This window comes from Kitasatospora sp. NPDC059795, from assembly GCF_042732175.1.
In the GTDB taxonomy this organism is placed as follows: Bacteria; Actinomycetota; Actinomycetes; order Streptomycetales; family Streptomycetaceae; genus Kitasatospora.
The window spans coordinates 293,942-320,918 of the sequence record NZ_JBHWID010000006.1 but is presented as its reverse complement, the minus strand read 5'-3'; the positions used below and the strand labels follow the sequence as shown (position 1 = coordinate 320,918).

Here is a 26,977-nt window from a genome sequence, read left to right as displayed (position 1 = left end):
GAGCACCGTGCCAGCCGGTGCAGCACCGAATCCGAGCACCACAGGGCCCTCAAGGCAGTCAAGCGCGTCACCGCTCACCCCGCCTTGCCACCGATGACGGCCGCCATGTCCGCACGGACCCGTTCGTTGAGGGTCGGCTCCCTTACCTTGAGCGGATCGGCCGTCCATGGCTCGCCGTTGCCGAAGGCCCCGGCGAGCCGCCACCGTTCGCCCTCCATACCGCGGAACCTGCCGAGTCGGCCCGTGGACATGTCGGCCAGCAGTTCGCCGGCGGTCGGGACCGCCTTGATCGCGTGGAGCACCGACGCACCTGCGAGAACGGCGAACGCCAGCTCCTTGCCGGGGCCAATGTCCAAGCTGCCGAGTGCCAACCGACAGTCGCCCGACTCCGTCTGCTCCACCTTGAGTCCCGGCAGTGCGACACCGATGGAGTCGAGCGCACTCCCCAGGTAGGCGCACGCCGTACGCGCCTTCTCGAACTGGTCTGCCCGACGCTGTGCAAGTAGCTCGCTGGTCACACTGTCCCCGATCGCTCCGAACCGTGCGGGGACACCACTTTGCGTGCCGCAACAGGTCGTCAGACAGGGGGTAGCCGCTTGGGGTAGCCAGGCCCCTTAGGCCGCTTCCACTTCAGCCATCAACAGACGTAGCGTCAGGGATCGTTTGCTAGAAGGAAGTTGGCTCAGCGCCGCCCGCGCATACGCCACTCCGCCGACACGATCGCCTGCCTGAGCGAGCATGAGCCCGCGATGCAGCTCAAGATGCGTGGCGAACCGCGGAAGTGAGGGCGGAAGCAACAAGCGTGCTTGCTCCTGAGCGTGTTCGGCCCGTTTCTCCTCACCGAGCCGAGCAAACAGCAGAGACGAAAAGACGTTCATCCGCCACTCGGGCACCGCGTAGTCCGACTGCTCGTCCGCTGGTGAGGCAACCCGCTCGAAGACTCGCCACCCCTCGTCGTTGAGCTGCAAAGCTGCCCGCCGGTCGCCGCGGATCGCGGCAGCGTGCGCCTTGCCCATGAGCGCGTTGAGTCGGCCGAGGGACGGCCGCGAGTCGAACGCCAGAGCCTGGTCGGCGAACCGTTCCGCGACCGCCAGCGATGCGCCTTCATAGCCGAGTGCGATCGCAGCGCGCCCCCGTACCCATACCCGAGAAGCCTGGTCGTCGGACCGGTCGGCCGCAGTTGCCGCCATGCCGTACCAGCCCGTGGTCCGTGCCGCGTCGGTGCCAGGGAACGTCTTGGCGAACAGAGTTGCGAGCCGGGCGGCCACCTCCCACATGCGCGGGCCCTCGGCTTGCCGCTGCAGCACCACCATGTCCGCGGCGAGACGGCGTTGGATCTCCTCCGCACCGGACGACATGTAGTCCCGGCCGTAGATGTAGAGCCGTTCCTGCCAGTCGTCCAGGGACGGCCCGCCGCGGAGTGCAGTCGCGAAGCCGTGGGACAACAAGTCCGAGGCAGTCGCGGGCGCTATGGCTGTCGCGGCAACGTTCGTCAAAAAGGATCGTCGGTTCACGTCCGCACTCTCAAGAGCGTGCAGGGGCACCTGCAAGGCGGTAGCCAAATGACGTAGCCAGAGCGGGCCGGGCTTCCGTCCCTGGTATCCGTTCTCCCACCGGCTGATCAACTGCCGCGTCACCGTCGTACGGTTTCCCAACTCATTGAGCCTCGCTGCAAGTTGGTCCTGAGACATGCCCAGTCCACGGCGCAGCTCTTCGATCAGACTCCCCACCGCCGTCGTCATGACCGGCAGCCTACGCCGGACCGCACCACAGGGCCCTCCGCTTGATTCCCCCCTACGGGGGACGCAGCACCTGTGCAGCAAATCGCGGCAACTCGACCGTCAGGACGCGCCGGCCCGAAGGCATCGACGCGGTTGCCGGCGACAACGGTGGCCCCACGGCACGGTCGACCAGCGCACCCGGAAGACCCCGGAAACGGCAAGGCCCCGCCCCGACCGCCCGCGGGGGGGAGGACAAGGCGGGGCGTGTGTGGTGCTGCGCGGGTTTCCCTGATCTTCACGTCCACTCGGAGCGGCGCGACGCGGAAGGCGCCCTGACCGCCATCGGCGACTACGGGACAGCCCTTAGCTCAGGTTCTTCTCCAGCGCCGCCAGGTAGTTGCGCATGAAGTGGTCCCGGATGCCGTCGCTCGCCGGGGCGAAGGCGTCGGCCGTCAGGCCCTTCGCGTGGTCGGGGAGGGTGCCGAGGAGGCCTGCGTTGTCGCGGATGCGGCCGGCGGAGTCGATGTAGCGGGCGGTGTCGACGTGGGTGAAGGCCGGCTCGGGTGGGAGTTGGGGAACGATGTCGTTGTTGTTGACGAAGCGGTAGGTGCGGTCCTTGAAGCCCTTGTTGTACGCCGCGGCGAGGAGTCGGTCGCAGGTGCGGGGCTGGCCGAAGGTGACGACGCCGTCGGCCTGGAGCTTGGGGTCCTCCAGGTAGAGGCGGGCGGCGGCCAGCATGGCGAGGGCGCCGCCGAGGCTGTGGCCGGTGAACCAGAGGCTCTGGCCGTTGTCGCGCAGGTCGGCGATGGTGTCGCGGACGGTGGGGAAGACCGAGTTGAGCGCCTCGGCGAAGCCGTAGTGGACGTAGCCGGTCTCGGCCGGGCCGGGCCAGGGCGGGGTGGTGCCGTCGGAGAGCCAGTCGCGGATCTCCTTGGGTTCGGTGCCGCGGAACGCTGTGATGATCATCCGGTCGCTGGCGGCCGTGTAGGCCTGGGTGTCCTGGAGCGGGAACGGCGGGGTGAACGCGGTGAAGTGGTGGCGGACCGTCGGGAGCCCCCAGTCGTGGGCCTGCTGGTCGATGGTGGCGTCGTCCTTGTAGGCGAGGTCGGCGGCCTTCGCCAGCCAGTAGGCGTGCGGGAGGCTGTAGCCGGTGACGGATTGGTCGAGCGTGGTGGGGACGGCCACGGGAGGTGTCCTTTCCGGAGGGGGTGGCCGTCATCGTGCGCCGAGGCGGCGACCGTGGCCCGGCAACCGGGGGTCGGACACGGCGGCGCTGCGGAGCGCGGTCCGCGCACACGGGCAGCAGTCGCGCCCGAGGGGGCGCGCGCCACGAGGGCGGTTGTCGCGGCGGGCGCACGGCCCGGATGATGGGGTGAGATCCCGTAACTGCCAACCCCTGGAGCGCGTTTCGTGGCGGCCGACCCCAGTCCCGAGGCCGATCTGTGGCTGCTGCTCGGCCCCTTCGTCCGCGACACCCCGACGACGCACCGCCTCGCTGCCGCCCTCGCCGAGGCCTTCGGCCCGAGGTTCGCGGCCGTGCCGACCGACCGGCTGCTGCTGGGCGTGACGGGCGGGGAGCTGACCCTGCACGACCTGACGGGCCGCCGGATCGAGCCGCCCCGGGTGGCGGTGCTCCGCCTCGCGACGACCTCGCTGAGCATGGACCGCGAAGTCACCCTGATGCGCCAACTCGAAGCACTCGGCACCGAGTTGGTCAACCCGATGGACGCGACCCTGACCTGCGTCAACAAGTTCTGGCAGCTCCAGCGCCTCGCCGAGGCCGGCCTGCCGGTCCCCGACACCCGCACCCACACCGACGCCCGCCCGGGCCGGGCGGTGGCGGCCGGCATCCCCGAGCCGTGCGTGGTGAAGTCGGTGCGCGGCAGCGGCGGCCGCCGGGTGTTCCTGGCCCCGGACGCCGCGACGGTGGCGGACCTCCAGGGAAGCCTGCGCACCGACGTGCCGTTCCTGTTCCAGCGCTACGTGCGGCACTCGCACGGCCGTGACCTGCGGGTGATCGTGGTGGACGGACGGGTGGTGGCCGCCGGCGAGCGCCGGGCGCCCGACGGCCGTCTCCAGTCGAACACGGCGATCGGCGGCGTCATCGAGCCCTGCCTCGGCCGCTACCCGGCGGCGGAGCAGCTCGCGGTGCGGGCCGCCGAGCGGCTCGGCCTGGTGTTCTGCGGCGTCGACCTGCTCTTCGAGGAGGGCAGGGCCGCCACGCCCGAGGGTGACGCCTCCGCAGCCGAGGGCGAAGCCTTCACGGTGTGCGAGGTGAACGCCAACGCCGCCTGGGGCGACCGGATGCCGGACGTCACCCCCGCCCTGGTCGCCGCGATCACGAAACGTCTGACGTAGCGTCAGATCCGGTACGCCGCAACGTACTTCGAAGCGTCAGAACCGAACTCGCCGCTCCACCGCGCCAACGCCTGCTGTGCGAAGGTCCGCCCGGTGGCGGCGATCTCGTCGAGCGGGTCGAGGTAGCCGGGCACGTGCGGCGGTTCGAGGCCGGCGGCGACGCGGGCGTCGAGGCCGGCCCGGGCGAGGCGGAGGAGTTCGGCGGCGAGCGGACGGACGGGGGTGTCGCCGAGGCGGGTGTCGAGGCCGCGGGTGGGGAGTTCGGCGCGCGCGGCGCGGTGTTCGGCGGCGCTGTGGTGGCCGGTCAACTCCCAGGCGGCGTCACAGGATTCGCGGTGGTAGCTGAGTCCGGTCCAGAGCGCGGGGAGGGCGCCGAGGTGGGGGTGGGGCGGTCCGTCGGCGCCGCGCAGTTCGAGGGTGTGGCGGACGCGGGTGTCGGTCCACAACTGGGAGAGGTGGGCGGCCCAGCGGCGCGGGGCGTCGTCGAGGCCGTCGCGCAGCAGTTCGGCGAAGCTGCGGTCGGGGGCGCGGTGGTAGCGGCCGTCGTCGGTGCGGTAGTGGATCAGCGGGATGTCGAGCGCCCAGTCGACGAGGTCCTCGGCGTCGACGTCGGGCCGCAGTCCGGGTGGCAGCAGGCCGGCCCGGCGCGGGTCCATGCGCAGCCAGGCCCAGCTGCGGTGCGACAGCAGCCCGCCCGAACGTCCTTCGTGGAGCGGTGAGTTGACGAGCAGCGCGGAGATCACGGGGGCGGCGGCGGTCTGCATGCGCAGTTTGCGGGTGAGGTCGGCGGGGTCGAGGAAGTCCAGGGTGGCCTGGGTGGAGAGCGAGTGCGCCATCACGTGCGGGGCGCGGGCGCCGCCGGGGCCGAGGTCGGCGAAGTACTGGCGCATCAGGGCGCCGCGCGACATCGGCACCCATTCGACGTCGGCGAGCCGGCCGAAGGGCAGGTTGCCGCCGGGGACGAGGGCGAGGCCGAAGCCCGCGGCCAGGTCGGCGAGCCGGGCGAGGGCGGCGCGCACCTCGTCCATGGTCTTGCCGACGCCGGGCCCGGGGGTGGAGGAGTACTCGATCTGCCCGCCGTGTTCGAGCGTGACGGTGCTGCCGTCCGGCAGCCGGACGCCCGTCAGGCAGTCGTCGTCCCACTCGGGTTCGCCGCCCCAGTGTTCGGCCACCGCCTCCAGCACGGCGCGGACGCCGCGCGGCCCGGAGTAGTGCGCCCCGATGCCGGTGGCCGGGTCGAGCAGTCCGCACTCGACCTCGACGCCGACCTGCTCGACGGCGCCGGGAGGAGGCGTCAGCGGGGCGAGCAGTTCCGCGCGTTCCATCACGGGGCGCTCACCGGCGTGCTCCGTCACCGCACGCTCAGCGGCGCGTTCCGTCACGGCGCGTTCACCGATGCGTTCCGCCACCGCACGCTCAGCGGCGCGTTCCGTCACCGCGCGCTCACCGGCGCGGCGGCGCGCGTGTCCCGGGCGTGCGAGAGGAGCGTCCCGACCGCGCCGAGCGCGGACTGCGCGGCGCCCTGGCACCAGGCGTGCGCGCCGGAGAGGTGTTCGCCGGCGAAGAAGATCCGCGGCCGGTGCGCGGGGTGGGGCGCGCCGAGCACCGACAGGTAGCGGGTGTGTTCGCCGGGCGTGAGGTGGGCGAACGCGCCGCCGCCCATGCCGGTCTGGACGTCCCAGTTGCAGTGCACGAGGTCGTCGATGTCGCCGGTGATGCCGGGGTGCAGCTTCTCCAGGCAGTCCAGCACCAGCGTCTCCCGGTCGGCGGGTTCGAGCGCGGCGAACCGGCGGGCGTTGGCGCCCCACAGGTAGGCGCCGAGCAGCACGGCGGGTTCGGCGGAGCGCAGCGGGTCGGCGGCGCCCCAGCGGGGGGTGCCGGAGCCGTTGACGCCGCCGTCGGTGCGGACGGCGTTGTCGGACGGGTACCAGCACTGCTGGATCGGCAGGTCGGTGAAGCTGCCGCCGCCGTGGATGCCGTCCTCGATCTCCCAGCGGCGCCGGGTGACGTGCAGCACGGTCTTGGCGCTGGAGGCGTAGCTGATGCCGCGCACGGCGTGGCGCTGGGCGTGCGGCAGGCCGGGGGTGACGGTGATCTGGTCGAGCGCGGGGGCGGGGATGCAGCAGACCACGAAGTCGGCGTGGTCGTCGAGCCGGCCGCCGATCTGCCGGCCGTGGATCCGGACGCCGTCGCCGCGCAGCGCGAGTTCGTCGACCCGGGTGGACAGCCGCAGGGTGCCGGGGCGCAGCGCCCGGACGAAGGCGTGCACCAGGGCGTCCATGCCGTCGGCGAGTTCGACCTGGCCGCGGTGGAACAGGCCGAAGTAGTCGACGAGGACTTCCAGCAGCGAGGACTGTTCGTAGTGGGCGAGGCCGCTGGCGTGGCCGAACAGGTCCCAGGCGTCCTGCGAGAGGTGCTCGTGCACGTACTGCCAGAGCGAGACGGAGGCGGCGCGTTCGAGGGCCGGGTCGTCCCACCGGCCGTCGAGGGCGCGGCGCTGCTGTTCGACGGTGAGGCCCTGCCAGACGGGGGCGAGGATGCGGTCGAACAGCGCGGACGGGGCGTGCCGTTCCTCGGGTCGCAGCGCGAAGGCGGGGAACAGCGAGGCGACGTCGTGGACCCGGACCCGGTTGCCGCGCAGGTGGTAGTAGGCCTGCGGGTTGGCGTTGACGAAGGGCCGGGTGGCCAGTCGGAACCGTTCGACGTAGTGCAGGACGCAGTGGTGGTTGGCGGGGATCCGCATCGCGCCGAGGTCGGCGTGCGTGCCGTCCCAGAACCGGTGGGTGCGGATCCGGCCGCCGGGCCGGTTGCCGCGTTCGTACACCACCACGTCGAAGCCGCGCCGCTGGAGCTCGTAGGCGCACACCAGGCCGGCGATGCCGGAGCCGATCACGACCACCCGGCCGCCGGGGCCGGCGGTGGGTGTGAGCAGGGCGCGGGGGAACGCAAAACTGGCGTCGAACATCGGGACCCCTTCGGTGCGCGTACTGCGCGGCGGCCCCACCGTTGCCCGCTACCGTCCGTGACCGGACCTCGCCGCGCCTCCCGCACACCGTGCCACCGGGCCGCCGGGTTCGCATCCGGTGGCCCGACAACCGGTGGCCCGACGACAGCCGTCTTCTCGGGGCTCAGGCCGGAGTCGTCGCTCCCTGCTTGCGCTGGAGCCACAGGCCGGCGAGCGACACGGCCACGGTGAGGGCGAGGGCCAGCAGGGCGTCGACCCGCGATTCGGCGAGCACGATCATCACCGCGTACAGGCCGAGCAGGGCGAGCAGCACGGCCCAGGTGAGGCCGGGGAACAGCCAGACGGCGGTGCCTTCGGCGGGGCGGCGGCCGTCGGAGCGGTCCTTCCGGCCGAGCACCAGGTGCGAGGCGGCGATGCCGATCCAGGTGACGTAGACGGTGTCGCCGGTGATGTCGACGAGCCGGCTGAACGCCTCGGTCGGGTGGGTCACCTGGAGCACCAGGCACAGGGCGGCCAGCGCGGAGGTGAAGAGGATCGCCGTGTGCGGGGCGCCGCGCCGGGAGATCCGGGCGAACAGCGCGGGCGCGTCCTTGTCGCGGGCCAGCGCGAACAGCATCCGGGAGCTGGCGTAGACCTGCGAGTTCATGGTGGAGAGCATCGCGGCGAACAGCACGATGTTCAGCACGGTGGACGCGCCGGGCAGGCCCAGGTGGTCGAGGGTGGCGGCGAACGGGCTCTCGCCGACGGCGGCGCTGTTCCACGGGAGCAGCAGCACCACGACGGACAGCGAGCCGAGGTAGAACACGGTGACGCGCCACAGGATGGTGCGGGTGCTCTTGCGGATCGCGGCGGCGGCGTCCTCGGCCTCGCCGGCGGCGATCGTGACGATCTCGGTGCCGGAGAAGGAGAACATCGCGCCGGAGGTGGCGATGACGACGCCGCTGAAGCCCATCGGCAGGAGGCCGCCCCGGCCGAGCAGGTTGTCGGTGCCGGGGGCGGGTGTGCCGGGCAGCAGGCCGGAGACGGCGACCAGGCCGACGCCGATGAACAGGGCGATCACGGCGACCTTCACCCAGACCACCCAGAACTCCATCTCGCCGTAGGCGCGGACGGAGCCGAGGTTGACGGCGGTGACGACCCCGAGCATCAGCACGGCGATCAGCCACACCGGGAGCGACGGGAGCCAGCCGTGGACGATCCGACCGGCGGCGATCGACTCGATGCACATGCCGAGCGGCCAGCCGACCCAGTAGATCCAGCCGCTGGCGAACCCGGCCCAGCGGCCGAAGGCCATCCGGCCGTACACCGCGAAGGCGCCGGTGTCGGGGCGGCTCACCGACATCTCGGCGAGCATCCGCATCACCACGATGACGATCGCGGCGGTCAGCGCGTAGGCGATCAGCACGCCGGGGCCGGCCTGCTGGATGCTCACGCCGGAGCCGACGAACAGCCCGGCGCCGACCGCGCCGCCGATGCTGATCATGGTCATGTGGCGGCTGAGCAGGCTGCGCGACAGCTGTGGCCCGCCGGCCGCGACGGCCGTGTCGTGGGCGTCCTCCAGCAGCTGGGCGCCGGTGTTCTCTCTGACGTCGCTCACGACCGCAGCTCCACTCCGTGCCGGGTCTCCACCTGGCTAAGCAGCGCGCGGAACAGCGGCAGCCGCAGCTCGTCCACGGGCTCCAGCGCCTCGGGGTGCCACTGGACGCCGACCGTCCAGGCCGCCTCCGGGTCGACCGGTTCGATCGCCTCGACGCAGCCGTCGTCGGCGCGGGCCGAGACCCGCAGGCCCTCGCCGACCCGGTCCACCGCCTGGTGGTGCCCGGAGGCGACGTCGATCCGTTCGCGGCCGAACGCCTCGGCGACCGCGGTGCCGGCCGTCAGCGCGACCTCGTGGGTGGCCCACTCGACGCCGGCCGGCGGGTTGTGCGTGACGCCGGTCGGCGCCATGTCGACGTGCAGGGTGCCGCCGCGAAGGACGTTGAGCAGCTGCATGCCGCGGCAGATTCCGAGCATCGGCCGGCGGTGGTCGAGGGCGTACCGGAGCACGGCCTCGTCGAGCCGGTCCTGCACGGGGTTGACGTCGTACAGCGACGGGTGGTTCGCGTCCGCGCCGTACCGGGCCGGGTCGACGTCCCCGCCGCCGGGGACCACGAAGCCCGCGCAGGCGGCCAGCTGTTCGGCCGACGGGTTGCCGTCGGCGTCCGGCTCCAGCAGCACGGGCTGCGCGCCGGCGGCCCGGATCAGGCCGACGACCTCCTCGAAGATCGCGTTGGCCTCGCCGATCCGCACGTCGGCGCCTGGAGCGTCGCCGTCGCTGAGGCGGACGGGTATCCCGATGAGGGGTTCCGGGTGATCGGTGACGCTCATAGGCTCTCCCTGAACGGCTTGCGGATGAGATGTGAAATCTAGAAGATAGATTTCATGGATGGCAAGAGCTGGACGCAACACATCGAGCCGGTGCGTGCGGCGGGGGCTGCCGAAGCCATCGCCCGCCGCCTCGGCGAACTGATCGGCGCACGGATCCTGGTCGGGGGCGACCGCCTGCCGCCGGAGAAGACCCTCGCCGAGCTGTTCGGCGTCGCCGTGATGACCGTCCGGCACTCGATGGCGGTGCTCCGCGAGGACGGCCTGATCGAGACCCGGCGCGGCCGCGGCGCCGGCACCTTCGTGGTCCCCGACATCCTCACCCGAATCGGCGAGTTGACCGCCCTGCACCCCTACACCCGGGCCGACATCGAGGAGTTGACGGCCTGGCGGATCGCCGTCTCCGGCGAGGCCTCCGCCCGCGCCGCCCGGCTGGCCTCCGACGCCGGCCTGGCCCGGATGCGCGCACTCGAACTCGCCGCCGACGCGGTGGTCGCCGACGCCGAGGCCTACCGCACCGCGGACGCCGGACTGCACCTGCACATCGCCGAACTCTCCGGCTCCCGGCGGCTGTTGGAGGCCGAACAGGGCATCCAGCACGAACTGACCCGGCTCCTCGCCGGCCACCCCGGCGGCACCGGCTCCCGCAGCACCCCCGACCAGCGCCACCGCGCCCTGGCCGGCGCGATCGAGGCCCGCGACCCGGCCCTGGCCCGCCGACAGTTCGCCGTCCACGCGGAGGCCACCGCCGACCTGTGCCTGCCGTTCGTGCAGGAGCCGGCCGAATCACAGCCGTGAGGCAGAATCGATGCCGATCGAGAGGGAGCCACTCCAAAGAGGGAACGGACGCACAGACATGTCTCCAGAGGAAAGCGGCAGCACCCGCGTGCCCCAGTCGAAGGACCACCAGTTGTCCCTGTACAGCCGCTATCTGACCGGCGCTCCCGCCGAGGAGGGTCATGACGTCCTGGTGGAGATCGGGGCCGGTGGGCGGAGCACCGATGTGGAGCTGGAGCAGCCCGACGAGGAGCCGGGCAGTGCGGACGACCGGATCACGGCACCGTACGATCCGTCCAAGATCGAGATTCAGACCCTCAACCCGACGATCAACCTGCTGATCTCCCGGCTGATCAACGGAATGATCGATCTCGCCCCGGATTTCCAGCGCAAGGCAGGCATCTGGTCGGACGAACAGCAGAGTCGGCTGATCGAGTCCCTGCTCCTGCGGATCCCCATCCCCTCTTTCTACGCCTCCGAGCTCACCGACAGCTCGTGGGCCCAGGACAGTTCTTGGGCGATCGTGGACGGCATCCAGCGCCTCACCGCGATCGCGCGGTTCATCGCCCCCGAAGCTCTGGCGGAGTCGGGGATCGACTCCGGGCCGCTGAAACTGCGCGGCCTGGAGTACCTCAAGGACGACTTTGAGGGCAAGGGGTACAACGATCTTTCGGGGCGCATGCAGATTCGCCTCAATGAGAGCCAGGTCGTTGTCCACCTCATCCGCCCGGGGACACCCGAAGAGGTCAAGTTCAACATCTTCGCCCGTATCAACACGGGAGGCCTCCCGCTGACCCGGCAGGAGATCCGACACGCGCTCATCCCGGGCCCGGCCCGGAAACTCCTGTCCTCGCTTGCCGAATCGCCGGAGTTCGCCTCGGCGACCGGCCACGGCGTCTACAGCGAGCGGATGGCGGACCGCGAGATGGTGCTGCGCTACCTGGCCTTCCGACTCGCCGACCCCAGCCGGTTCCGCAGCCAGGACTTCGACCAGTTCCTCGCTCGAACCATGCGCCAGGTCAATCGGCTCACCGATGACGAGCGAGAGGCTCACGCCCAAGACTTCCGCCGGGTCATGGCCACGGCTGAGGAAATCTTCGAAGGCCACGCCTTCCGCAAGCAGTTCCCCGGCCAGACCCGACGCTCACCGGTGAACAAAGCCATTTTCGAAACGGTCTCCGTGAACCTGGCCGCGCTCTCGGAGCCTCGGCGAGCCGCGCTGGTACGCTCCCGCGAGCAGGTGGTCGAGGGATTTCAACAGCTCATGACCGACCGGAACTTCGAGCGGGCCGTGTCCGTGGGCACCGGCGACCGGGCCAAGGTTGTCGGCCGCTTCGCAAAGGTCCACGAACTCTTCAGCACCGTCCTGCAGAACAACGGGAGCAGCAGCCAGTGATCGAACAGTTGTCACTGACCAACTTCAAGGCGTTCCGGGCCGCCGACATCCGGCTGGCTCCGATCACGCTCCTCACCGGCCTCAACTCCTCGGGCAAGAGCACGGTCCTGCAATCCTTGGCGTTGCTTCGGCAGTCGTACGACTCCGGCATCCTCATGTCCACCGATGGGGACGCCGACAGCCGCGGGGGCTTCCTCCTCGACGGCGACCTCGTGGAACTGGGCACAGGCCAGGATCTCCTGCATGAGGACTTCACCACCGAGCGGCCGGGCACGGATCCACTCATCTCCGTCGCATTCGACACCGTCGACAAGGAGTCGTACGCCTGGTCCGCCCGGTACGCGCCGGAGCAGGACGTCCTGTTGCTGGACAACTCCCCACGCCCGACGGACTGGGGTGATCTCCCGCTGTTCTCCCGCCGCTTCCAGTACCTCAAGGCCGACCGGATCACACCGGCCACCACCTACCCCCGGTCTCATCATCAGGCCATCGGCCGCGGCTTCCTCGGTGCGCGCGGTGAACATGCCGTCAACTATCTGAGGCACCACGCACAGGACGTCGTACCGGACGGCCACTCGCTCCGGCATCCGCAGGCAGACGGGCACACGCTGCTCGATCAGGTGGTCGCCTGGATGCAGGAACTGTGCCCCGGGGTCAACCTCGAAGCCTCGGAGATTCCCGGGATCGACTCGGTGCGCCTCAGCTTCGGATTCGGTGGCACTGCCGGCTTGGACTCCACCCGGCGCCGACGCCCGACCAACGTCGGCTTCGGTCTCACCTACGCCCTTCCCATCGTCGTGGCGTGCCTCACCGCCGGACCCGGCAGTCTCATTCTGTTGGAGAACCCCGAAGCCCATCTCCACCCACGCGGCCAGTCCAGGATGGCCTCACTCATCGCCGCCGCGGCGTCCGCCGGCGCCCAGCTCATCGTCGAGACCCACAGCGACCACGTGCTCGACGGAACCCGGCTGGCCGTCAAGCAGGGGCGTCTGACAGCAGCGGACACCGCGGTGCACTTCTTCCGGGGCAACGGAGCCGGAGTGGAGATCATCACCCCGACGGTCGCCGACGACGGATCGCTCTCCGAATGGCCGGAGGGATTCTTCGACGAGTCGGAGAACACGCTCGACCAGTTGCTGGGCTGAACGCCCGCCTGTCAGTTCGGCAAGACCAAAGGGGGGCACTCCATGGTGCTCATGTTCTTCAACGAGAAGTCTTGTGTCTCCGACTGCTCGCAGGAGGAGATCGGGCAGGCCATGCGCGATTTCGTACGGGTCTGCCAGGCGGTCCGGCGAGTGGACAACGGGGCGAGTCTCGTCAGCGAGGTCAGGTTGGAGGACTTGGAACTCGCACCTGGCTACTACCTCGCCCAGTGGCGGAACGAGAGCCGAAACCGCGACTACTGGCGGTTCATGCGGTTGCTCAACCGGAAGTCCCCGCACTCCACAGTGCTGCCGGCACCCCCCGATGACCAGGACGTCGAGTACCGCCACAACGGCGACCGGGTTCTCGGGCTGGCCGCCGCCCACCTGATGGACGCTCTGGCAGTCAGCCTTCCCACCACCCGGGCCTGGGAGGACTCTTGGCTGAATGTCGACTACGTCCTCCTCGACGAGGACGAGATCCAGGAGGACAGCGCAGAGGTTCGGCACGCTTCGACACCCGAGCATGTGTCGGAACACGCCGACTGGATACGCGAGAGCGCGGCGGGCACCGTCACCTCGGGCGCGCAGCTCTGGGAGGAACGCGAAAGCCTCTTCGCCTCACTCCAGTTCGCGCCCGGCGTGGAGGACGACCTGAGGAACCTTGCGAGTGTCTCCGTACCCTCGGTCCGGGCGGCTCTGCTCGCGCTCGACACGGCGGCTGCCGGCTGGAAGCCGGGAGATTCGGAACCCGCGTGGCCCATCAAGGTGGTGCCCGAGAGCGATACCCGGATCAATCTCGGGCTGTGCAACTTCACTGACAGCGACGGAACCAAGCGGCTGTTCAGCCTCCATACCCGGTTTCGACCGAAGCCCGGCCGTATTCATCTGCGGGTGGTCGCCGAGGAGGGGCGGGTGCGGATCGGCTACATCGGCCGAAAGCGGCTGGCGGAGGACGTCCCGCGCAGGTCGCGGCGAGTGTGAGACGGGCCGCCCCGGCGCCCGGTCGAGGGTGTCGGTGCCTGCGTCGACCGGGTGCCGGAGGCGCTTCGTCAGAAGCCGAGCGGCGTGTAGGTGGACATCGTCTGCGCGAACGCCTGTCCGCCCGCGGGTGCGGCGGCGACCGGGAAGGTGGTCACCACGGTGCCGTTGGCGGTCGCGATGCCCAGGTATTCGCCCAGCATCCGGCCCTGGCTGGTGTCGGGCATCCGGGTCAGTGGCATCACGTCCGTGAGCGGGGTGGTCCGCTTCTTCCAGGTGCCGCCGCCGTCGGTGGAGGAGAGGTACCTGACCGAGACGCCGCTGCTCCACAGGTCGTTGAAGACGATCGCGAAGCGGCCGGGTGTCTGCGGATCGGCCGTGATGGTCGGGGCGAAGCGGTGGGTGGCCGCGCACAGCGCGGTGTCGGGGCAGGTGTCGATCTCCGACACCGTCCAGTTCCGGCCGTCGGTGGAGGTGGCCTGGACGATGCCGTTCCAGGCGCAGCCGGTCGCGGCCCGGCAGCCGTGCCAGACGGCGTTGATGCGGCCGGTGCTGTCCACATCGGCGGAGACCACGGAGACGTCGCGCAGGTCCGGAACGTCGTACCGGCTGCCGTTGCTGACCGTCGCCGGGCCGGTCCAGCCGGTGCCGCCTCCGGTGACGGTGAAGGAGCCGACGCGACCGTTCAGCCCGTACAGGACGACCACCGCGCCGTCCGGTCGGACCACCGGGTAGCTGCCGTTGGTGGCCGGCCGAGGGCCGTCGACGGGCATCCAAGTCCGGCCGCCGTCAGTGGACTTGGCGAGTTCGACCTGGTAGCCGGTCATCTTGGTCACCGTCAGGTAGCAGGTGCCGTAGTACGGGCTGGAGGTCCAGTTGTCGCAGGCGATCCACTCCTTGTCCCACTCGGCGCCGTCGTTGCCGATCGCCCAGGTCGGGGTGGTCCAGTGGCCGCCCGCGTCCCAGGAACGGTTGACCATGATGCCGGTGCCGCCGCCCCCGTCGAAGACCAGGCTGCCCACCATCCAGGTGTCCCACCGGGCGCTGTACGCCACCACCGGGTCGCTGGCCCGCTGGTGGGTGCCGCCGCCCGCGACGGTGAGCCCGGGCAGGACGTCGGACGTCCAGCTGAGCCCGGCGTCCCGGGAGACCGCGAAGCCGATGTTGGTCGAGCCGCCGTCGAAGGCCCGGCCCACCTGGTAGGCGCTGACCACCGTGCTGCCCCAGGCGTGGCTGTCGGCTTCGACGGCGGCCGAGTGCTGGGTGTCGGCGGTGGTGTAGGGGTCCACGCCGACCGTGTAGAGCCCGGCGGTGTAGGAGCGGCACCCCAGCGGCGTCTCGGCCGCCTGGTGCGGCGCGCCGGCGTACATGTTGACGGCGGCGAGGCAGACGGTCTGCTGTCCCGCCGGCGCGGCCGGCAGCGTCCGGCTGTAGGCGTGGTTGCCGACGTCGTAGCGGTAGTCGTTCGCGGTGAACTCCGCGACCTGCGTGCCGTTGCGGCGGACCCTGACCTTCGCCGGGGCGTCCGTGTCGGGGTCCCTGGCCCAGCCCGACACCACGACGCCGCCGTTGGCGCCGACGATCACCTCGAACGAGCCCTCGGCGGCCTGGTCGGGGTCCGGGTCCGGCGGCTCGAAGCAGATCGGCGGCGGTTTGGGCTGGTCGCAGACCGGCGCTGCCTGCGCGTGGCCGGGCGCGACCAGGACGGATGCTGCGACGGCGACGCCGGCCAGCAGCAGCGCCACCGGCCGGCCGGCGACCGGGAAGACGGAACGGATGGACAAGTCGGCCCCCTCGGGTTTCGTTGCGGTACCCGAGAGTGCCAAGTGCGAGTAAATGTTCCGTCAACACCCACTGACGGCAGTGCTGTACCGCGCCTGTGGGAAAATGCGCAGGTGAGTGCCATATCGTCGCCCCGGAAACCGACCCAGCTGTGTGCGAATCCCGACTGTTCGCAGCCCACCGCCTACCGGACGCGTTCACGCGACGCCTGGTGCGACGAACACATCACGGACATCCTCCGGGCCGGCGGCCTCGAACCGCTGGAACCGTTCGACAAGCCCACCGCCTGGCGGCTGACCAGGTGCCTGGCCTGCGGGTGCGAGGCGCACTACCGGTTCGACTACACGCTGGACAAGAACGCGGCGGGCGAGGCGACCTGCCGGGCCTGCTACTGGCGCGGGTGGGCGCTGGACGTCCGCCGGAACCAGGGCCCGTACGCGGACCTGACGCCCGTTCCGGTCGAGCAGGCCCGCGCGCAGGCCGAACAGCACGGCTACGACCACCTCGCCGCACTGACCGAACCGTCGTACGCCGAGGACCCGCACCACGTCCGCTGCCGGTACTGCGGGCGGCTGAGCGCCGACCGGCTCGGCGACATCGCGTTCGGCTGCCGGTGCCAAACCAACCCGAGCCGGGCACGGCAGACGTCCAACGCCCCCGGCGAGAAGAAGCGCGACCTGCTCAAGGACTCGGGGCTGCCCGTCCTCGACTGGTGGGACCACGAGGCCAACGACGCCGCGCAGTGGGAGACCGTCACCGTCACCGCGCTGCGCGAGGCCGCCTGGCGCTGCCCCGAGTGCGACCTGCGGTTCCGCGCCCGGGTCAGCCACATGCTGCACAGCCGGGACTGCCCGGCGTGCGCGCCGAAGCGCCGCGCCGAACGGGAGGACGAGCTCGCCCGCCTGGCGGTGACACCGGTCGCCGACCTGCCCGAACTCCTCGCAGCCTGGGCCGACGAGGACGACCCGCACACGGTGACCGTCGCCGGCGACCACTGGCTGCGCCGCTTCCGCTGCCCGCAGGGCCACCACCCGAGGGTGACGCCGCTGCGGTACCTGGAGGCGGGCTGCCCGTCCTGCCGGAGCCTCAAGACCTCCGCCGCCCGGAAGGACGCCGAGGCCGACACCCCGTTCCGGCTGAGCCCGGAGATCGCCGGCCAGTGGCACCCGACCCGCAACGGCCGCACCGACCTGGCGAAGATCTCCCCCGGGTCGCGCCGGACGCTCTGGTGGCTGGACCCGAACTGCGGGCACGAATGGCAGGACACGCCCGAGCAGCGCGACAAGGGGCAGCGGCTGCGCTGCCCCGAGTGCCGCACCATCCTCGACTCGCTGGCCTTCCACTTCCCCGACCTCGCCGCCGAGTGGTCGCCCGCCAACCCGCTCTCCGCCTGGCAGGTCCGCCCGACCGCGCAGACCGCGTTCGTCCCGGCCTGGACGTGCTCCGACGGGCACGGCTGGCAGGCGCCGCTGGCCTCCCGGGCGAACGGCAGCGGCTGCCCCGAGTGCCGGGAACGCGGCAAGTCGCAGGTGGAACTGGCCCATCACGCGGCCGCGCAACGCGCCTTCGGCGCCGCCGCGTCCGGCCGGACCGTCCGTCACGACGCGTTCGCCCGCCGCGGCAGCTGGACCGTCGACATCACCGTGCCCCTCCCCGACGGCCGCACGCTCGCCATCGAGTACGACGGCTCCTACTGGCACGCCGACAAGGCCGACCTCGACACCGAGAAGTCCCGCGACCTCCTCGCCGCCGGCCACCTCGTCGCCCGCCTGCGCGAACATCCGCTCCCGCCCCTGCCCGTCCAGCACCCCGACTACGTCGAGTTCACCGTCCACTCGTCCGCTCCCCGGCCCGACGAGGTGATCGAGCGGGTGCGGAACTGGGCGACGACCGACCGGAGTTGACACCGCTCACGACGGCCCCGCACCGACCACCGCGGCCCCGTGGGCGTCGTCACCGATCGGCCGGCCGCTTCAGGTCCGGCCTGCCGGGTCACCGGCGGTCCGGCCGCCTGGGGTGTCCGGGCCCGGCCCGCCGCCAAGCGTCGCGTGCGGTTCCGACGGCGTCGCTCGCGAAGACGAGTTCGATCACCGCGGCACCCGCGTCGGGGTCGTCCCGGTCGAGGGCGGCATCGACTGCGGCGAGCCGGCTATTCGAAGCTCACCCCCGCGATCTTCGACTGGAACACCTGCGCGTGACCGGCCACCGTCTCCGCCTGGTCGTGCATCATCCGTGCGTGCTCCTCCAGCGCGTCCGGGTCGATCCGGAACCCGCTGCCACCCGAGACCCCGAGTGCCGACTCCGCCGCCTGGAACACCAGCCCCTGCACGGCGTTGGCCACGGTGTCCACCAGCGGGCCGATCGCGGCCTCCACCACCTGGGCGACGATGTACTGCTCCAACTGCTGTTCCAGGTAGTTGATCAGGCGCTTCGCGGTCTCCTCGATCAGGATCACCGCGGCCTCCGCCGCACCCAGCGTCGCCACCGCCGCCGCCTGGTCGGCGACGAACGCGGCTGCCAGCGCGATGAGTTCACCGATCGTCTCGATCTTCATCGCCACGATCACGTCCGCCGCGATGTCCAGCGCGTCCGCGACGACGTGGCAGGCCTGCACCAGCTCGTTCAGGTGGCTCTCGGAGAGCGACGCCCACTTCGCCAGCAGCGCCTCGTACGACGCTCCCTCGTACGCCTGCCCCAGCCGCTGCACCGTCGCCGTCGACTCCTGGTGCACCGACTCCACGTTCTGCGCGAACTCCCGCACGTGCGAGCCGAATTCACGCACCTTGTCCTCGTTCACCGTCGGCCAGTTGATACCGATGAACGACAGGAACTCCACTACCTCGCCCGGCAGTTCGATCGCCACGCCACGCCCTCCCCCGACGGCACCCGCAGGTCCGTTCGACCGTAGCCGAGGCCCGGCATGCGGGGGCGAACTTTTCAGATCTCGTGACCTCGGCACGGCATCCGTGAGGAGAAGGGGGGTCGCGCGGTGTGCGCCCGTAGAATGCGACACCGAACTGTCGTGGGCCCGGCCTGCGGCTTCCGGCGGCGATAGGACGGAGGGAGCCCGGTGCCCAGCCAACGGTCCATCAACGAGGCGGAGCGGCTCGTCGGGGCGAAGCTCGGCGGGACGCCCGTGCGGGCGGAGCGGATGGCGGCGGTGGCCAACATCTACCGGGCGGCGTCCGCGGTGCGGCAGCACCTGGAGAACTCGGTGCTGCGCGGCTCGGACCTGACCTGGACCGCGTTCGTGGTGCTCTGGGTGGTGTGGGTGTGGGGCGAGTCGGAGACCCGCCGGGTCGCCGAGGAGGCGGGCATCTCCAAGGGCACGCTGACCGGGGTGTCGCGCACCCTGGAGTCGCGCGGCCTGCTGCGGCGCGTCGACCACCCCACCGACGGACGGCTGGTGCTGCTGGCGCTCACCCCGGAGGGGGAGGAGTTCATGCAGCGGGTGTTCCCGGCGTTCAACGAGGAGGAGTCGTTCGTCACCGCGCAGTTGAGCGACGCCGAGTGCGAGAGCCTGGCCGACGGGCTGCGCCGGGTGGTGCTCCAGGTCGAGGAGCACGGCGAGGACCGGCGCCGCTCGCTGCTGAACGGCGAGGAGCCGGCCCCGCGCCGCAGCGGCCGGCGCCCTCGGGGCTAGGAACGCGCCGCCTCCCGCACCAGCGCGTGGAAGATCGACTGCTGCACCGGGTCCTGGTGCGCAGTGTCCTCCGGGTGCCACTGCACGGCCATCAACCACCCAGCGTGGCCCGCGAGTTCGAGTGCCTCGATGGTCCCGTCGGCGGCCCGGGCGGTGACGGTCAGCCCCTCCCCCGGCCGATCCACGTGCTGGTGGTGGTAGCAGGACGCCTCGGCGACGGCCGCGCCGCCGGTGGTGCGGGCGAGCGCGGAGCCGGGGGTGAGGGCGACGGGGTGGCGCAGGTGCCGGTGCTCGTGCTCGGGGCCGCCCATGTCCTGGTGCAGCGTCCCGCCGAGCACCGTGTTGACGACCTGGAGGCCCCGGCAGATCGCCAGTGTCGGCACCCGGCCGTCGATCGCGGCCCGGGCCAGTTCCAGGTCGAACGCGTCCTGCTCGTCGTCCACGTCGTACACGGCCTCGTGCACGTCGGCGCAGCCGTAGCGGCGCGGTGCGAGGTCTCCGCCGCCGGGCAGCAGCAGCCCGTCGAACCGGGCGAGCCGCTCCCGCACCTCGGCCGGGTCGGCGACCCCGCCGGGCGCGTGCGGGTGCAGGGAGACGGGCTCGCCGCCGGCCCGCCAGACGGCCTCGATCAGGGCGCGGGCGTTGACCTCGGCGGCGTACCGCAGCGCGGAGGTGGAGGCGGCGAAGCGGGCGGGGACGGCGATCAGCGGGCGGGGGCTCACAACTGGATCCAGGTGGTCTTGAGTTCGGTGTACTTCTCCAGCGCGTGCGCGGACTTGTCGCGCCCGTTGCCGGACTGCTTCATGCCGCCGAAGGGGACGGTGAGGTCGCCCTCCTCGTAGCAGTTGACCCAGACGGTACCGGCCCTGAGGCTGCGGGAGACCAGGTGGGCGGTGGACAGGTCGGAGGTCCACAGGCCGGCCGCGAGACCGTACTCGGTGGCGTTGGCGAGGGCGACGGCCTCGTCGAGGTCGTCGAAGGCGAGGACGGACAGCACGGGGCCGAAGACCTCTTCGCGGGCGAGACGGCTGCCGGGGGCGACCTGGTCGAAGACGGTCGGTTCGAGGTAGCTGCCCCCGGTGTCGGCACCGCACCGGGCGCCGCCGGTGCGGAGCCGGGCGCCGTCGGCGAGGGCGGCGTCGACGTGACCGAGGACGCGGTCGAGGTGGGCCGCGCCGACCAGCGCGCCCATCTCGGTGGCGGGGTCGAGCGGGTCGCCGACCCGCAGTGCGCGGGCGCGGGCCACCACGGCCTCGGTGACCTGTTCGGCGACCGAGCGGTGCACCAGCAGCCGGGACGGCGCGGTGCACATCTCGCCCTGGTTGAAGAAGATGCCCCAGGCGGCGGTCGCGGCGGCCCGGTCCAGGTCGGGGGCGTCGGGCAGGACGATGTTGGGCGACTTCCCGCCGAGTTCCAGCCAGACCCGCTTGAGGTTGGAGTCGGCGGCGTAGTGCAGGAATTGACGCCCGACGGCGGTGGAGCCGGTGAACGCCAGCACGTCCACGTCGGGGTGCAGGCCGAGCGCCCGCCCGGCCACCGGGCCGTTGCCGGCGACGACGTTGAGCACGCCGGGCGGCAGTCCGGCCTCCAGGCCGATCCGGCCGAGGCGCAGCGCGGACAGCGGCGAGTTCTCGGAGGGCTTGAGCACCACGGTGCAGCCGGCGGCCAGCGCGGGCGCGATCTTCCAACCGGCCAGTGTCAGCGGGAAGTTCCAGGGGACGACCGCGCCGACCACGCCGGCGGGCTCGCGGGTGACGAGGGCGAGCGCGTCGGGCGCGGTGTGCGGGGATTCGTCGGTGAGTTTGTCGGCGAGGCCGCCGTACCAGCGGAAGGTGTTGATGACGGCGCGGAGTTCGATGTCGTGCGCGTCGGTGACGGGCTTGCCCATCTCCAGGCTGACGGTGAGCGCGAGTTCCGTCCGGTGCTGTTCCAGCAGGTCGGCGAAGCGCAGCAGCACCCTGCCGCGTTCGGTGGGCGACAGCCGGGGCCAGGGGCCGCGGTCGAAGGCCCGGCGGGCGGCGGCGACGGCCGCGTCCACCTCGGCCGCGCCGCCGTCGGCGACCTCGGCCAGCACCCGGCCGTCCCGGGGCGACACCACGGCGAACGCCTTCCCGCCGCCGGCCTCGTCGGCGCCGTCGATCAGGTGCGCGGTGGCGGGTCGCAGGGCCTCGGCCCGGCGCAGCCAGTCCTCGTGGGTCATGCGGGTCCTCCAGGAAGGGCGGTCGCGCGCCCGGGTGCCGGACGCGCGCCGCAGTCGAACTATCGGGAAGCCGAAAGCCTTTGCCGGATGCGCTGGTTGACCACTCCGGCCGCCAGCACCACGGGCACCGACAGCACCAGCCACAGGGCGGTGCTCAGCTGTCCGCCGATCAGGGTGGTGAAGTTGGCGAGGATCAGCCAGATCGCGCCGGCGATGCCGAGGGCGCCCAGCACGGGGGCGATCACGGTGTTCCACAGCCGGGTGTCGACCCGGTTGCGGCGGAAGTACACCACCACGGACACCGAGGTCAGCAGGTAGAGCAGCATCATCGCGAGCACGGCGAGTCCGCTGAACCAGGAGAACAGGGTGAGCACCGGGTCCTGGCCGGCCACCGCGAACGGCGCCACCAGCAGCACGGCGATGACGGTCTGCACCCGTCCGGCCTTGGCCGGCGCGTGTCGGCCGTTCAACTGTGCCAGCGCGGGCGGGAGTTGGCCGTCCCGGCCGAGGCAGAACAGGTAGCGGGCGGCCGAGTTGTGGAAGGTGAGGACGCCCGCGAACAGCGAGGTGGCGAGCAGCACCGGGAGCACGCTGTTCACCCAGCCGCCGAACAGGTCGGCGATGGGCGCGAACACGAACCCGGCGGAGTCGCCGGCCTCCAGCGCCGCGTCGGCCGCCGCCGGGGCCTGCGAGGCGCCGTGGGCGGAGATCAGCGACCAGGAGGTGAGGGCGAAGAATCCGGTGACCACCAGCACCGAGAGGTAGGTGGCGCGGGGCACGGTCTTCTTCGGCTCGCGGGCCTCCTCGCCGTAGATGGCGGTGGCCTCGAAGCCGAACATCGACGCCAGGGCGAACATCACGGCGATGCCGGGCGCGCCCTGGAGGGCGGACGACGGGGAGAAGCTCGCGCTCACCCCGAGGCCCTCGGGGCCGCCGCCCTTGAACAGCGTGACCAGGCCGAACACCAGCAGGATGCTGAACTCGGCGAGCACGAACGCGGCGAGCACCTTCGCGCCCATCTCGATGCCGGCCGCGCCGAGCGCCTGCACCACCGCCATGGTGACCAAGGTGTAGACCCACCACGGGAGATGGAGCGGGGTGTGGTCGGCGACCAGCGAGGAGACGATGGAGCCGTACAGGCCGTACATGCCGGCCTGGATGGCGCAGTAGGCGAACAGCGCGACGCTCGCGCCGCCCGCGCCGGCGGTCCGGCCGAGGCCGGTGCCGATATAGGTGTAGAAGGCGCCCGCGTCGACGACGTGCCGTCCCATCGCGATGAAGCCGACGGAGAACAGCAGGATCACCACACCGGCCACCACGTAGGCGGCGGGGGTGCCGGATCCGTTGCCGATGGCGACCGAGATCGGGGCGGCGCCGGCGATGCCGGTCAGCGGGGCCTGGCCGGACAGGACGAAGAAGAGGATGCCCAGGACGCCGAGGGCGTTGGGCTTGAGGGTGGCACTGGTGGGGGCGTGCCGCACGGTCCGCTCGTGGGAAGCCGTCTGACTGTCCACACGGATCACCTGCCAGATCGAAGTGGGGGGAATCGTTTCAGGTCAAACGAGTTGCCTCATCGTGGAGGCGGTCGATCCGTTTGGCAAGGGTTTCGCACCGCCCGAGCGGTAACGGTTCGATGCCGCCCCGCAGGTCGGCCCGCCGGCCGGCCACAGGTCAGCCGACAGGTCGGCCCGCCAGTCGGCCGCAAGCCGACCCGCAGGTCAGCCCGCGTCCGGCCGCCCGTCCGGCGCAGCCTGCGGCCGGGAGGCCAACACCTCCAGCAGGGACCGGAGTTCGGACAGCGCGTCCTCCGTCGCCGCCCGCTCGCCGAACACCAGCTGGTGCAGCACCAGGCCCTCCAGCGCGGCGAACACCAGCCGCGACAGGCCGGGGCTCACCGGGTCCGGCAGGAGGCGGCCGAGCTCGCGCCGGCTCGCCTCGAAGTACTCCTCGTACAGCGCGCGCAGGTGCGCCAGCAGCTCCGGCCGCCGCCGCGCCTCCAGCAGCAACTCGTACTGGAACGCCTGGAGTTCGGGCCCGGAGTCGACCATGTCGGCGAGGCCGGCGGCGAACCCGTCCGGGCCTCCGGTGCCGGACTCCAGCGAGTTGGTGCCCAGCGAGGAGCGGATGGCGTGCGTCACCGCCTCCTCGATCAGCGCGTCCCGGGAGCCGAAGTGGTGCACGACCAGGCCGTGCGTGACTCCGGCCTCCTCCGCGACGGCCCGGTAGGTGAGGTTGCGCAGCCCGCCCCGGGCGACCACCCGCACCGCCGCCTCCAGCAGCGCGGTGCGGCCCGTCCCGTAGTTCTTCACGCGCTTGCGGGTGGTGGGCTTGGGGTCGTTCATGGCGGTGACCCTACCGGGCGGCGCCGGTTCAGCGCTTCGGCGGCCGGATGCCGCGGAACTCCCAGTCGCCGCCGAGCGCGGTGGACAGCACCTCCTCGGACTCGGTGGGCTGCGCGCCCACGTCGGCGCGGATCGGCGTCGGGCCGGTGACGATGCGGTTGGTGAGCCGGCCGAGGCCCTCGACCTCCACCTCGACCACGTCGCCGGGCTGCACCGGGCGGGAGTTGGCGGGCGTGCCGGAGAGCAGCACGTCGCCGGGGTACAGGGTGATGGTGCGGGCGATGTCGGCGACCAGGTAGTGCATGTCCCAGGTCATCTCGTCGGTGGAGCCGTCCTGGACGACCTCGCCGTTGACGTAGGTGCGCAGCCGCTTGCCGCGGAAGTCCCAGTCGGTGACCAGGCCGGGGCCGAGCGGGCAGAGCGTGTCGGCGCCCTTGACGCGCAGCATCGAGCCGGCGTCGGTGTCGCGGAAGTCGTGCAGGCCGTAGTCGTTGGCGACGGTGTAGCCCGCGATGTACTCGCCGGCCTCCTCGGGGGAGATGTTGCGCGCGGTCCGTCCGATGACGATCGCCACCTCGCCCTCGTAGTTGAGCCACCGGCAGCCCTCGGGGCGGACGATCGCGCCGCCGTGCGCGTTCAGCGAGGAGGTCGGCTTGTGGAAGTAGGTGGGGGTGTCGGGCAGGCCGATCCGGAACTCGTCGACCCGGCTGCGGTGGTTGAGGTGGACGGCGATCACCTTGGACGGCACCACGGGCGGCAGGTGGTGGGCGTCGGCGACGGCGACCCGGCGGCCGTCGCCGGCGACCAGTTCGTCGCCGTCGCGGACGGTCTCGACGACGGCGCCGTCGAGGAGGATGCGGCGGTACTCGGGCACGGTGGGGCCTTTCTAGGCGAGGCGGTGGGGGTGGCGGGGGGCGGTGTCGTCGGGCAGGCCGGTGCCGGTCCAGCCGTTCACGGGGCGGTCGAACCAGAGGTGGACCTGTCCGGTGCCGATCGAGTTCTCGTACTCGCCGTACTGGCGGGCCGGTGCGGTGCAGGCCCGCTCGCCGAGGGCGCCGGCCATCATCAGGTAGTGGAAGAACCTGGCTTCGGGCTTGTACGTGGCGAACTCGTCCATGGTGTCGAGCACTCGGTCGTGTCTGCCTTCCTTGAACCAGGCGATCCGCTGCTCGTCGGCGGCCCGCGCCTCGGGGGTGAAGATGTGCGAGGGGTCGCTGGATTCGTGCTTGCGGAGCTCGCGCAGCGGCCAGAAGGTGTGCGACAGCGCGCCGGAGGCGATCACGATCACCCGGCGGCCGGGGGTGGCGGCGATGCCGTCGGCCAGGGCGCGGCCGAGCCGCAGGTGGTCCTCGTTGTCGCCGGTCTGGCAGACCCCGATGGTCACCCACTTCTTGTCCGGCAGGCCCTCGCCGAGGTACTTCCACAGGTTGACGGTGGCGTAGAAGATCGGCAGGTACGGGTCGTCGATCGGGGTGATCCAGGTGCCGTGCCGGTCGGCGAACGCGGCGATGTTGTCGGCGAGTTCGGGGTCGCCGGGGAAGTCGTAGGGCATCCGGCACATGCCGCGCGGCAGTTCCTCGGAGGTGAACAGCCCGGCCCGGCGCCGCTGCGCGGTGACCACGAACTCGACGGTGGTCGCCCAGTGCGAGTCCAGCACGACGACGGTGTCGTAGTCGTCGCGTTCGAACACCTCCTCGCGCAGCTGCCGCAGGCCGGTGACGAGGGTGATCTCCCGGCCCTCGTTGAGTTCCCGGCGGGTCTCCTCGGGCAGCACGACGGTGGGGACGTGGGCGAGCAGGCCGGCCCCGACGATCTCACCCATGGCCGTTCCATCCCTTCGGCGCGCTGACGGTGTTCTTGACGTCGCAGTAGAAGTCGAAGCTCCAGGTGCCGCCCTCGCGGCCGACGCCGGAGTGCCGGGAGCCGCCGAACGGGGCCCGGAGGTCGCGGACGAAGAAGCAGTTGACCCAGACGGTGCCCGCGACCAGTTGCCCGGTGACGCGTTCGGCGCGCTCGCGCGAGCCGGTGGCGAGGGTGGCGGCCAGGCCGAAGCGGGTGTCGTTGGCCAGCTGCACGGCCCCGGCCTCGTCGCGGAAGGTCTGCAGGGTCAGGACGGGTCCGAAGACCTCCTCCTGGACGATCTCGGAGTCCTGGGCGACGTCGGTGAGCAGCGTCGGCGCGTAGTACTGGCCTTCCAGTCGCGTGCCGCCGACGACGGCGCGGGCGCCGGCCGCGATCGCGCGCCGCACGAAGCCGTCGATCTTCTCCAGCTGCCGGGGGTGGATGTTCGGGCCGAGGTCGGTGGCCTCCTCGCGCGGGTCGCCCTGGGTGAGCTGCGCGGCTTTCTCGACGAAGCGGCGGGTGAACTCCTCGGCGACGCTCTCCTCGACCAGCAGGCGGGTGGCGGCCAGGCAGACCTGTCCGGCGTTGTCGTACTGCTCGACGGCGAGTGTGGCGGCGAGGTCGAGGTCGGCGTCGGCGAACACCAACAGCGGTGATTTGCCGCCGAGTTCGAGGCTGAGCGGGGTGAGCTGCGGGGCGGCGGACGCGGCGATGTGCTTGGCGGTGGGGACGGAGCCGGTGAAGCTGATCCGGCGCACGTCGGGGTGGGAGGTCAGCGCGTCGCCGATCTCGGAGCCGAGGCCCTGCACCACGTTGAGGACGCCGGCGGGCAGCCCGGCCTCGGCGGCGATGTCGGCGAGCAGCGAGGCGGTCAGCGGCGTCCACTCGGCGGGCTTGAGGACGACGGTGTTGCCGGCGGCGAGCGCGGGGGCGATCTTCCAGGTGGCGAGCATCAGCGGCGCGTTCCACGGGGTGATCAGCACGCACGGGCCGGCCGGGTCCCGGCTGACGTGGTTGGTGTGGCCGCGGGTGTCGAAGTCCTCGTGGTCGAGGGTGAGCAGCCAGTCGGCGAAGAACCGGAAGTTGTGCGCGACCCGGGGCATGACGCCGCGTCGGTGCGAGCGCAGCAGCGCGCCGTTGTCGGCGGTCTCGACGGCGGCCAGGTCCTCCAGCCGCCGTTCGACGCCGTCGGCGATCGCGTGCAGCAGGCGGGCGCGTTCGGCGCGCGGGGTGGCGGCCCAGGCGGGGAAGGCGGCCGTGGCGGCGGCGACGGCGGCGTCGGCCTCGGCGGCGGTGCCGCGGGCGATCTCGCCGAGGACGCTGCCGTCGATCGGCGAGTGGTCGGTGAAGGCGGCGGCGGAGGCGACGCGCTGTCCGCCGATCCAGTGCCGGGTGTCGACGGCGACGCCGGCGACGGTGGTGAGGTGTCCGCTCATTGCGTCACGTTCCTTGCTGGGCAGGGTG

General features: G+C 71.8%; 23 protein-coding genes. 7 read left to right on the top strand and 16 right to left on the bottom strand.

Annotated features, from left to right (window positions below; all coding sequences use genetic code 11):
• Positions 1 to 74 precede the first annotated feature (74 nt).
• The 3 genes from ACFV4P_RS15335 to ACFV4P_RS15325 form a co-directional block, all read right to left on the bottom strand.
• On the bottom strand, positions 75 to 518 hold the full coding sequence (locus tag ACFV4P_RS15335) for a hypothetical protein (protein WP_380471210.1): 444 nt from the start codon (positions 516 to 518) through the stop codon (positions 75 to 77).
• A 96-nt stretch (positions 519 to 614) separates the two neighbouring features.
• The gene (locus ACFV4P_RS15330) at positions 615 to 1,742 is read right to left on the bottom strand and encodes a helix-turn-helix transcriptional regulator (RefSeq protein ID WP_380471208.1); all 1,128 of its coding nucleotides are present in this window, start codon (positions 1,740 to 1,742) and stop codon (positions 615 to 617) included.
• A 342-nt stretch (positions 1,743 to 2,084) separates the two neighbouring features.
• On the bottom strand, positions 2,085 to 2,906 hold the full coding sequence (locus ACFV4P_RS15325; RefSeq protein ID WP_380471207.1) for a lipase family protein: 822 nt from the start codon (positions 2,904 to 2,906) through the stop codon (positions 2,085 to 2,087).
• 225 nt (positions 2,907 to 3,131) lie between these two features.
• Between ACFV4P_RS15325 and ACFV4P_RS15320 the strand changes: the two genes are divergently transcribed.
• Positions 3,132 to 4,079, top strand: coding sequence for a RimK family alpha-L-glutamate ligase (locus ACFV4P_RS15320; protein WP_380471205.1), 948 nt, complete (start codon positions 3,132 to 3,134; stop codon positions 4,077 to 4,079).
• Positions 4,080 to 4,081: 2 nt separating this feature from the next.
• On the opposite strand, the gene ACFV4P_RS15315 is transcribed toward ACFV4P_RS15320, so the two are convergent.
• The 4 genes from ACFV4P_RS15315 to ACFV4P_RS15300 form a co-directional block, all read right to left on the bottom strand.
• Complete coding sequence (locus ACFV4P_RS15315) at positions 4,082 to 5,488, bottom strand: glutamate-cysteine ligase family protein (protein ID WP_380471203.1); 1,407 nt, start codon at positions 5,486 to 5,488, stop codon at positions 4,082 to 4,084.
• Positions 5,489 to 5,511: 23 nt separating this feature from the next.
• Positions 5,512 to 7,044, bottom strand: coding sequence for a flavin monoamine oxidase family protein (locus ACFV4P_RS15310; RefSeq protein ID WP_380471201.1), 1,533 nt, complete (start codon positions 7,042 to 7,044; stop codon positions 5,512 to 5,514).
• 163 nt (positions 7,045 to 7,207) lie between these two features.
• Positions 7,208 to 8,641, bottom strand: a complete 1,434-nt coding sequence (locus ACFV4P_RS15305) for an amino acid permease (RefSeq protein ID WP_380471199.1) — start codon at positions 8,639 to 8,641, stop codon at positions 7,208 to 7,210.
• On the bottom strand, positions 8,638 to 9,411 hold the full coding sequence (locus ACFV4P_RS15300) for a gamma-glutamyl-gamma-aminobutyrate hydrolase family protein (protein ID WP_380471197.1): 774 nt from the start codon (positions 9,409 to 9,411) through the stop codon (positions 8,638 to 8,640). The genes ACFV4P_RS15305 and ACFV4P_RS15300 overlap by 4 nt, the downstream gene beginning before the upstream one ends.
• 54 nt (positions 9,412 to 9,465) lie before the next feature.
• Here ACFV4P_RS15300 and ACFV4P_RS15295 point away from each other — a divergent pair, with 54 nt between their 5' ends.
• The 4 genes from ACFV4P_RS15295 to ACFV4P_RS15280 all read left to right on the top strand — a co-directional run bounded on the left by ACFV4P_RS15295 (position 9,466) and on the right by ACFV4P_RS15280 (position 13,707).
• Entirely contained in the window at positions 9,466 to 10,206 is a 741-nt protein-coding gene (locus ACFV4P_RS15295; RefSeq protein WP_380471196.1) for a FadR/GntR family transcriptional regulator, read from the top strand.
• A 112-nt stretch (positions 10,207 to 10,318) separates the two neighbouring features.
• The gene (locus tag ACFV4P_RS15290) at positions 10,319 to 11,581 is read left to right on the top strand and encodes a DUF262 domain-containing protein (protein WP_380471194.1); all 1,263 of its coding nucleotides are present in this window, start codon (positions 10,319 to 10,321) and stop codon (positions 11,579 to 11,581) included.
• On the top strand, positions 11,578 to 12,726 hold the full coding sequence (locus tag ACFV4P_RS15285; RefSeq protein WP_380471192.1) for a DUF3696 domain-containing protein: 1,149 nt from the start codon (positions 11,578 to 11,580) through the stop codon (positions 12,724 to 12,726). Before ACFV4P_RS15290 ends, ACFV4P_RS15285 begins: the two co-directional genes overlap by 4 nt.
• A gap of 42 nt (positions 12,727 to 12,768) precedes the next feature.
• Positions 12,769 to 13,707, top strand: a complete 939-nt coding sequence (locus ACFV4P_RS15280; RefSeq protein ID WP_380471190.1) for a hypothetical protein — start codon at positions 12,769 to 12,771, stop codon at positions 13,705 to 13,707.
• 68 nt (positions 13,708 to 13,775) lie between these two features.
• Here the strand turns inward: ACFV4P_RS15280 and ACFV4P_RS15275 are convergent, their stop codons facing one another.
• Positions 13,776 to 15,488, bottom strand: a complete 1,713-nt coding sequence (locus ACFV4P_RS15275) for a sialidase family protein (RefSeq protein WP_380471188.1) — start codon at positions 15,486 to 15,488, stop codon at positions 13,776 to 13,778.
• 111 nt (positions 15,489 to 15,599) lie between these two features.
• On the opposite strand from ACFV4P_RS15275, the gene ACFV4P_RS15270 reads away from it, so the two are divergent.
• Positions 15,600 to 17,390 carry a zinc-ribbon domain-containing protein gene (locus ACFV4P_RS15270; protein WP_380471186.1) on the top strand — a complete coding sequence of 597 codons (1,791 nt, stop codon included), beginning with the start codon at positions 15,600 to 15,602 and terminating at the stop codon, positions 17,388 to 17,390.
• Positions 17,391 to 17,635: 245 nt separating this feature from the next.
• Here ACFV4P_RS15270 and ACFV4P_RS15265 read toward each other — a convergent pair whose 3' ends face one another.
• Positions 17,636 to 18,349, bottom strand: coding sequence for a WXG100 family type VII secretion target (locus ACFV4P_RS15265; RefSeq protein ID WP_380471184.1), 714 nt, complete (start codon positions 18,347 to 18,349; stop codon positions 17,636 to 17,638).
• Between the two features lie 207 nt (positions 18,350 to 18,556).
• Here ACFV4P_RS15265 and ACFV4P_RS15260 point away from each other — a divergent pair, with 207 nt between their 5' ends.
• Positions 18,557 to 19,129: a MarR family transcriptional regulator gene (locus ACFV4P_RS15260; RefSeq protein ID WP_363471227.1), complete on the top strand. Its 573-nt coding sequence runs from the start codon at positions 18,557 to 18,559 to the stop codon at positions 19,127 to 19,129.
• Here ACFV4P_RS15260 and ACFV4P_RS15255 read toward each other — a convergent pair.
• From ACFV4P_RS15255 to ACFV4P_RS15225, 7 genes are all read right to left on the bottom strand, one after another.
• Positions 19,126 to 19,851 carry a gamma-glutamyl-gamma-aminobutyrate hydrolase family protein gene (locus ACFV4P_RS15255; protein ID WP_380471182.1) on the bottom strand — a complete coding sequence of 242 codons (726 nt, stop codon included), beginning with the start codon at positions 19,849 to 19,851 and terminating at the stop codon, positions 19,126 to 19,128. The two genes, ACFV4P_RS15260 and ACFV4P_RS15255, sit on opposite strands and share 4 nt — an antisense overlap.
• On the bottom strand, positions 19,848 to 21,329 hold the full coding sequence (locus ACFV4P_RS15250) for an aldehyde dehydrogenase (RefSeq protein ID WP_380471180.1): 1,482 nt from the start codon (positions 21,327 to 21,329) through the stop codon (positions 19,848 to 19,850). The genes ACFV4P_RS15255 and ACFV4P_RS15250 overlap by 4 nt, the downstream gene beginning before the upstream one ends.
• A 59-nt stretch (positions 21,330 to 21,388) precedes the next feature.
• Positions 21,389 to 22,843 (bottom strand): APC family permease, encoded by a 1,455-nt coding sequence (locus ACFV4P_RS15245; protein ID WP_380471178.1) that lies wholly within the window; start codon positions 22,841 to 22,843, stop codon positions 21,389 to 21,391.
• A 204-nt stretch (positions 22,844 to 23,047) separates the two neighbouring features.
• Positions 23,048 to 23,671, bottom strand: coding sequence for a TetR/AcrR family transcriptional regulator (locus ACFV4P_RS15240; protein WP_380471176.1), 624 nt, complete (start codon positions 23,669 to 23,671; stop codon positions 23,048 to 23,050).
• 28 nt (positions 23,672 to 23,699) lie between these two features.
• A complete protein-coding gene (locus ACFV4P_RS15235) occupies positions 23,700 to 24,545 on the bottom strand; it encodes a fumarylacetoacetate hydrolase family protein (protein ID WP_380471174.1) in 846 nt (281 codons plus the stop codon).
• Between the two features lie 12 nt (positions 24,546 to 24,557).
• Positions 24,558 to 25,493 (bottom strand): 3,4-dihydroxyphenylacetate 2,3-dioxygenase, encoded by a 936-nt coding sequence (locus ACFV4P_RS15230; RefSeq protein WP_380471172.1) that lies wholly within the window; start codon positions 25,491 to 25,493, stop codon positions 24,558 to 24,560.
• The gene (locus ACFV4P_RS15225) at positions 25,486 to 26,949 is read right to left on the bottom strand and encodes an aldehyde dehydrogenase (RefSeq protein ID WP_380471170.1); all 1,464 of its coding nucleotides are present in this window, start codon (positions 26,947 to 26,949) and stop codon (positions 25,486 to 25,488) included. Before ACFV4P_RS15225 ends, ACFV4P_RS15230 begins: the two co-directional genes overlap by 8 nt.
• Positions 26,950 to 26,977 lie beyond the last annotated feature (28 nt).

Bases quoted from the DNA above. Each gene is read 5' to 3' on its own strand.
- ACFV4P_RS15330 (WP_380471208.1), bottom strand. From the start codon at position 1,742: ATGACGACGGCGGTGGGGAGTCTGATCGAAGAGCTGCGCCGTGGACTG.
- ACFV4P_RS15310 (WP_380471201.1), bottom strand. From the start codon at position 7,044: ATGTTCGACGCCAGTTTTGCGTTCCCCCGCGCCCTGCTCACACCCACC.
- ACFV4P_RS15300 (WP_380471197.1), bottom strand. From the start codon at position 9,411: ATGAGCGTCACCGATCACCCGGAACCCCTCATCGGGATACCCGTCCGC.
- ACFV4P_RS15295 (WP_380471196.1), top strand. From the start codon at position 9,466: ATGGATGGCAAGAGCTGGACGCAACACATCGAGCCGGTGCGTGCGGCG.
- ACFV4P_RS15280 (WP_380471190.1), top strand. From the start codon at position 12,769: ATGGTGCTCATGTTCTTCAACGAGAAGTCTTGTGTCTCCGACTGCTCG.
- ACFV4P_RS15250 (WP_380471180.1), bottom strand. From the start codon at position 21,329: ATGACCCACGAGGACTGGCTGCGCCGGGCCGAGGCCCTGCGACCCGCC.
- ACFV4P_RS15240 (WP_380471176.1), bottom strand. From the start codon at position 23,671: ATGAACGACCCCAAGCCCACCACCCGCAAGCGCGTGAAGAACTACGGG.
- ACFV4P_RS15230 (WP_380471172.1), bottom strand. From the start codon at position 25,493: ATGGGTGAGATCGTCGGGGCCGGCCTGCTCGCCCACGTCCCCACCGTC.
- ACFV4P_RS15225 (WP_380471170.1), bottom strand. From the start codon at position 26,949: ATGAGCGGACACCTCACCACCGTCGCCGGCGTCGCCGTCGACACCCGG.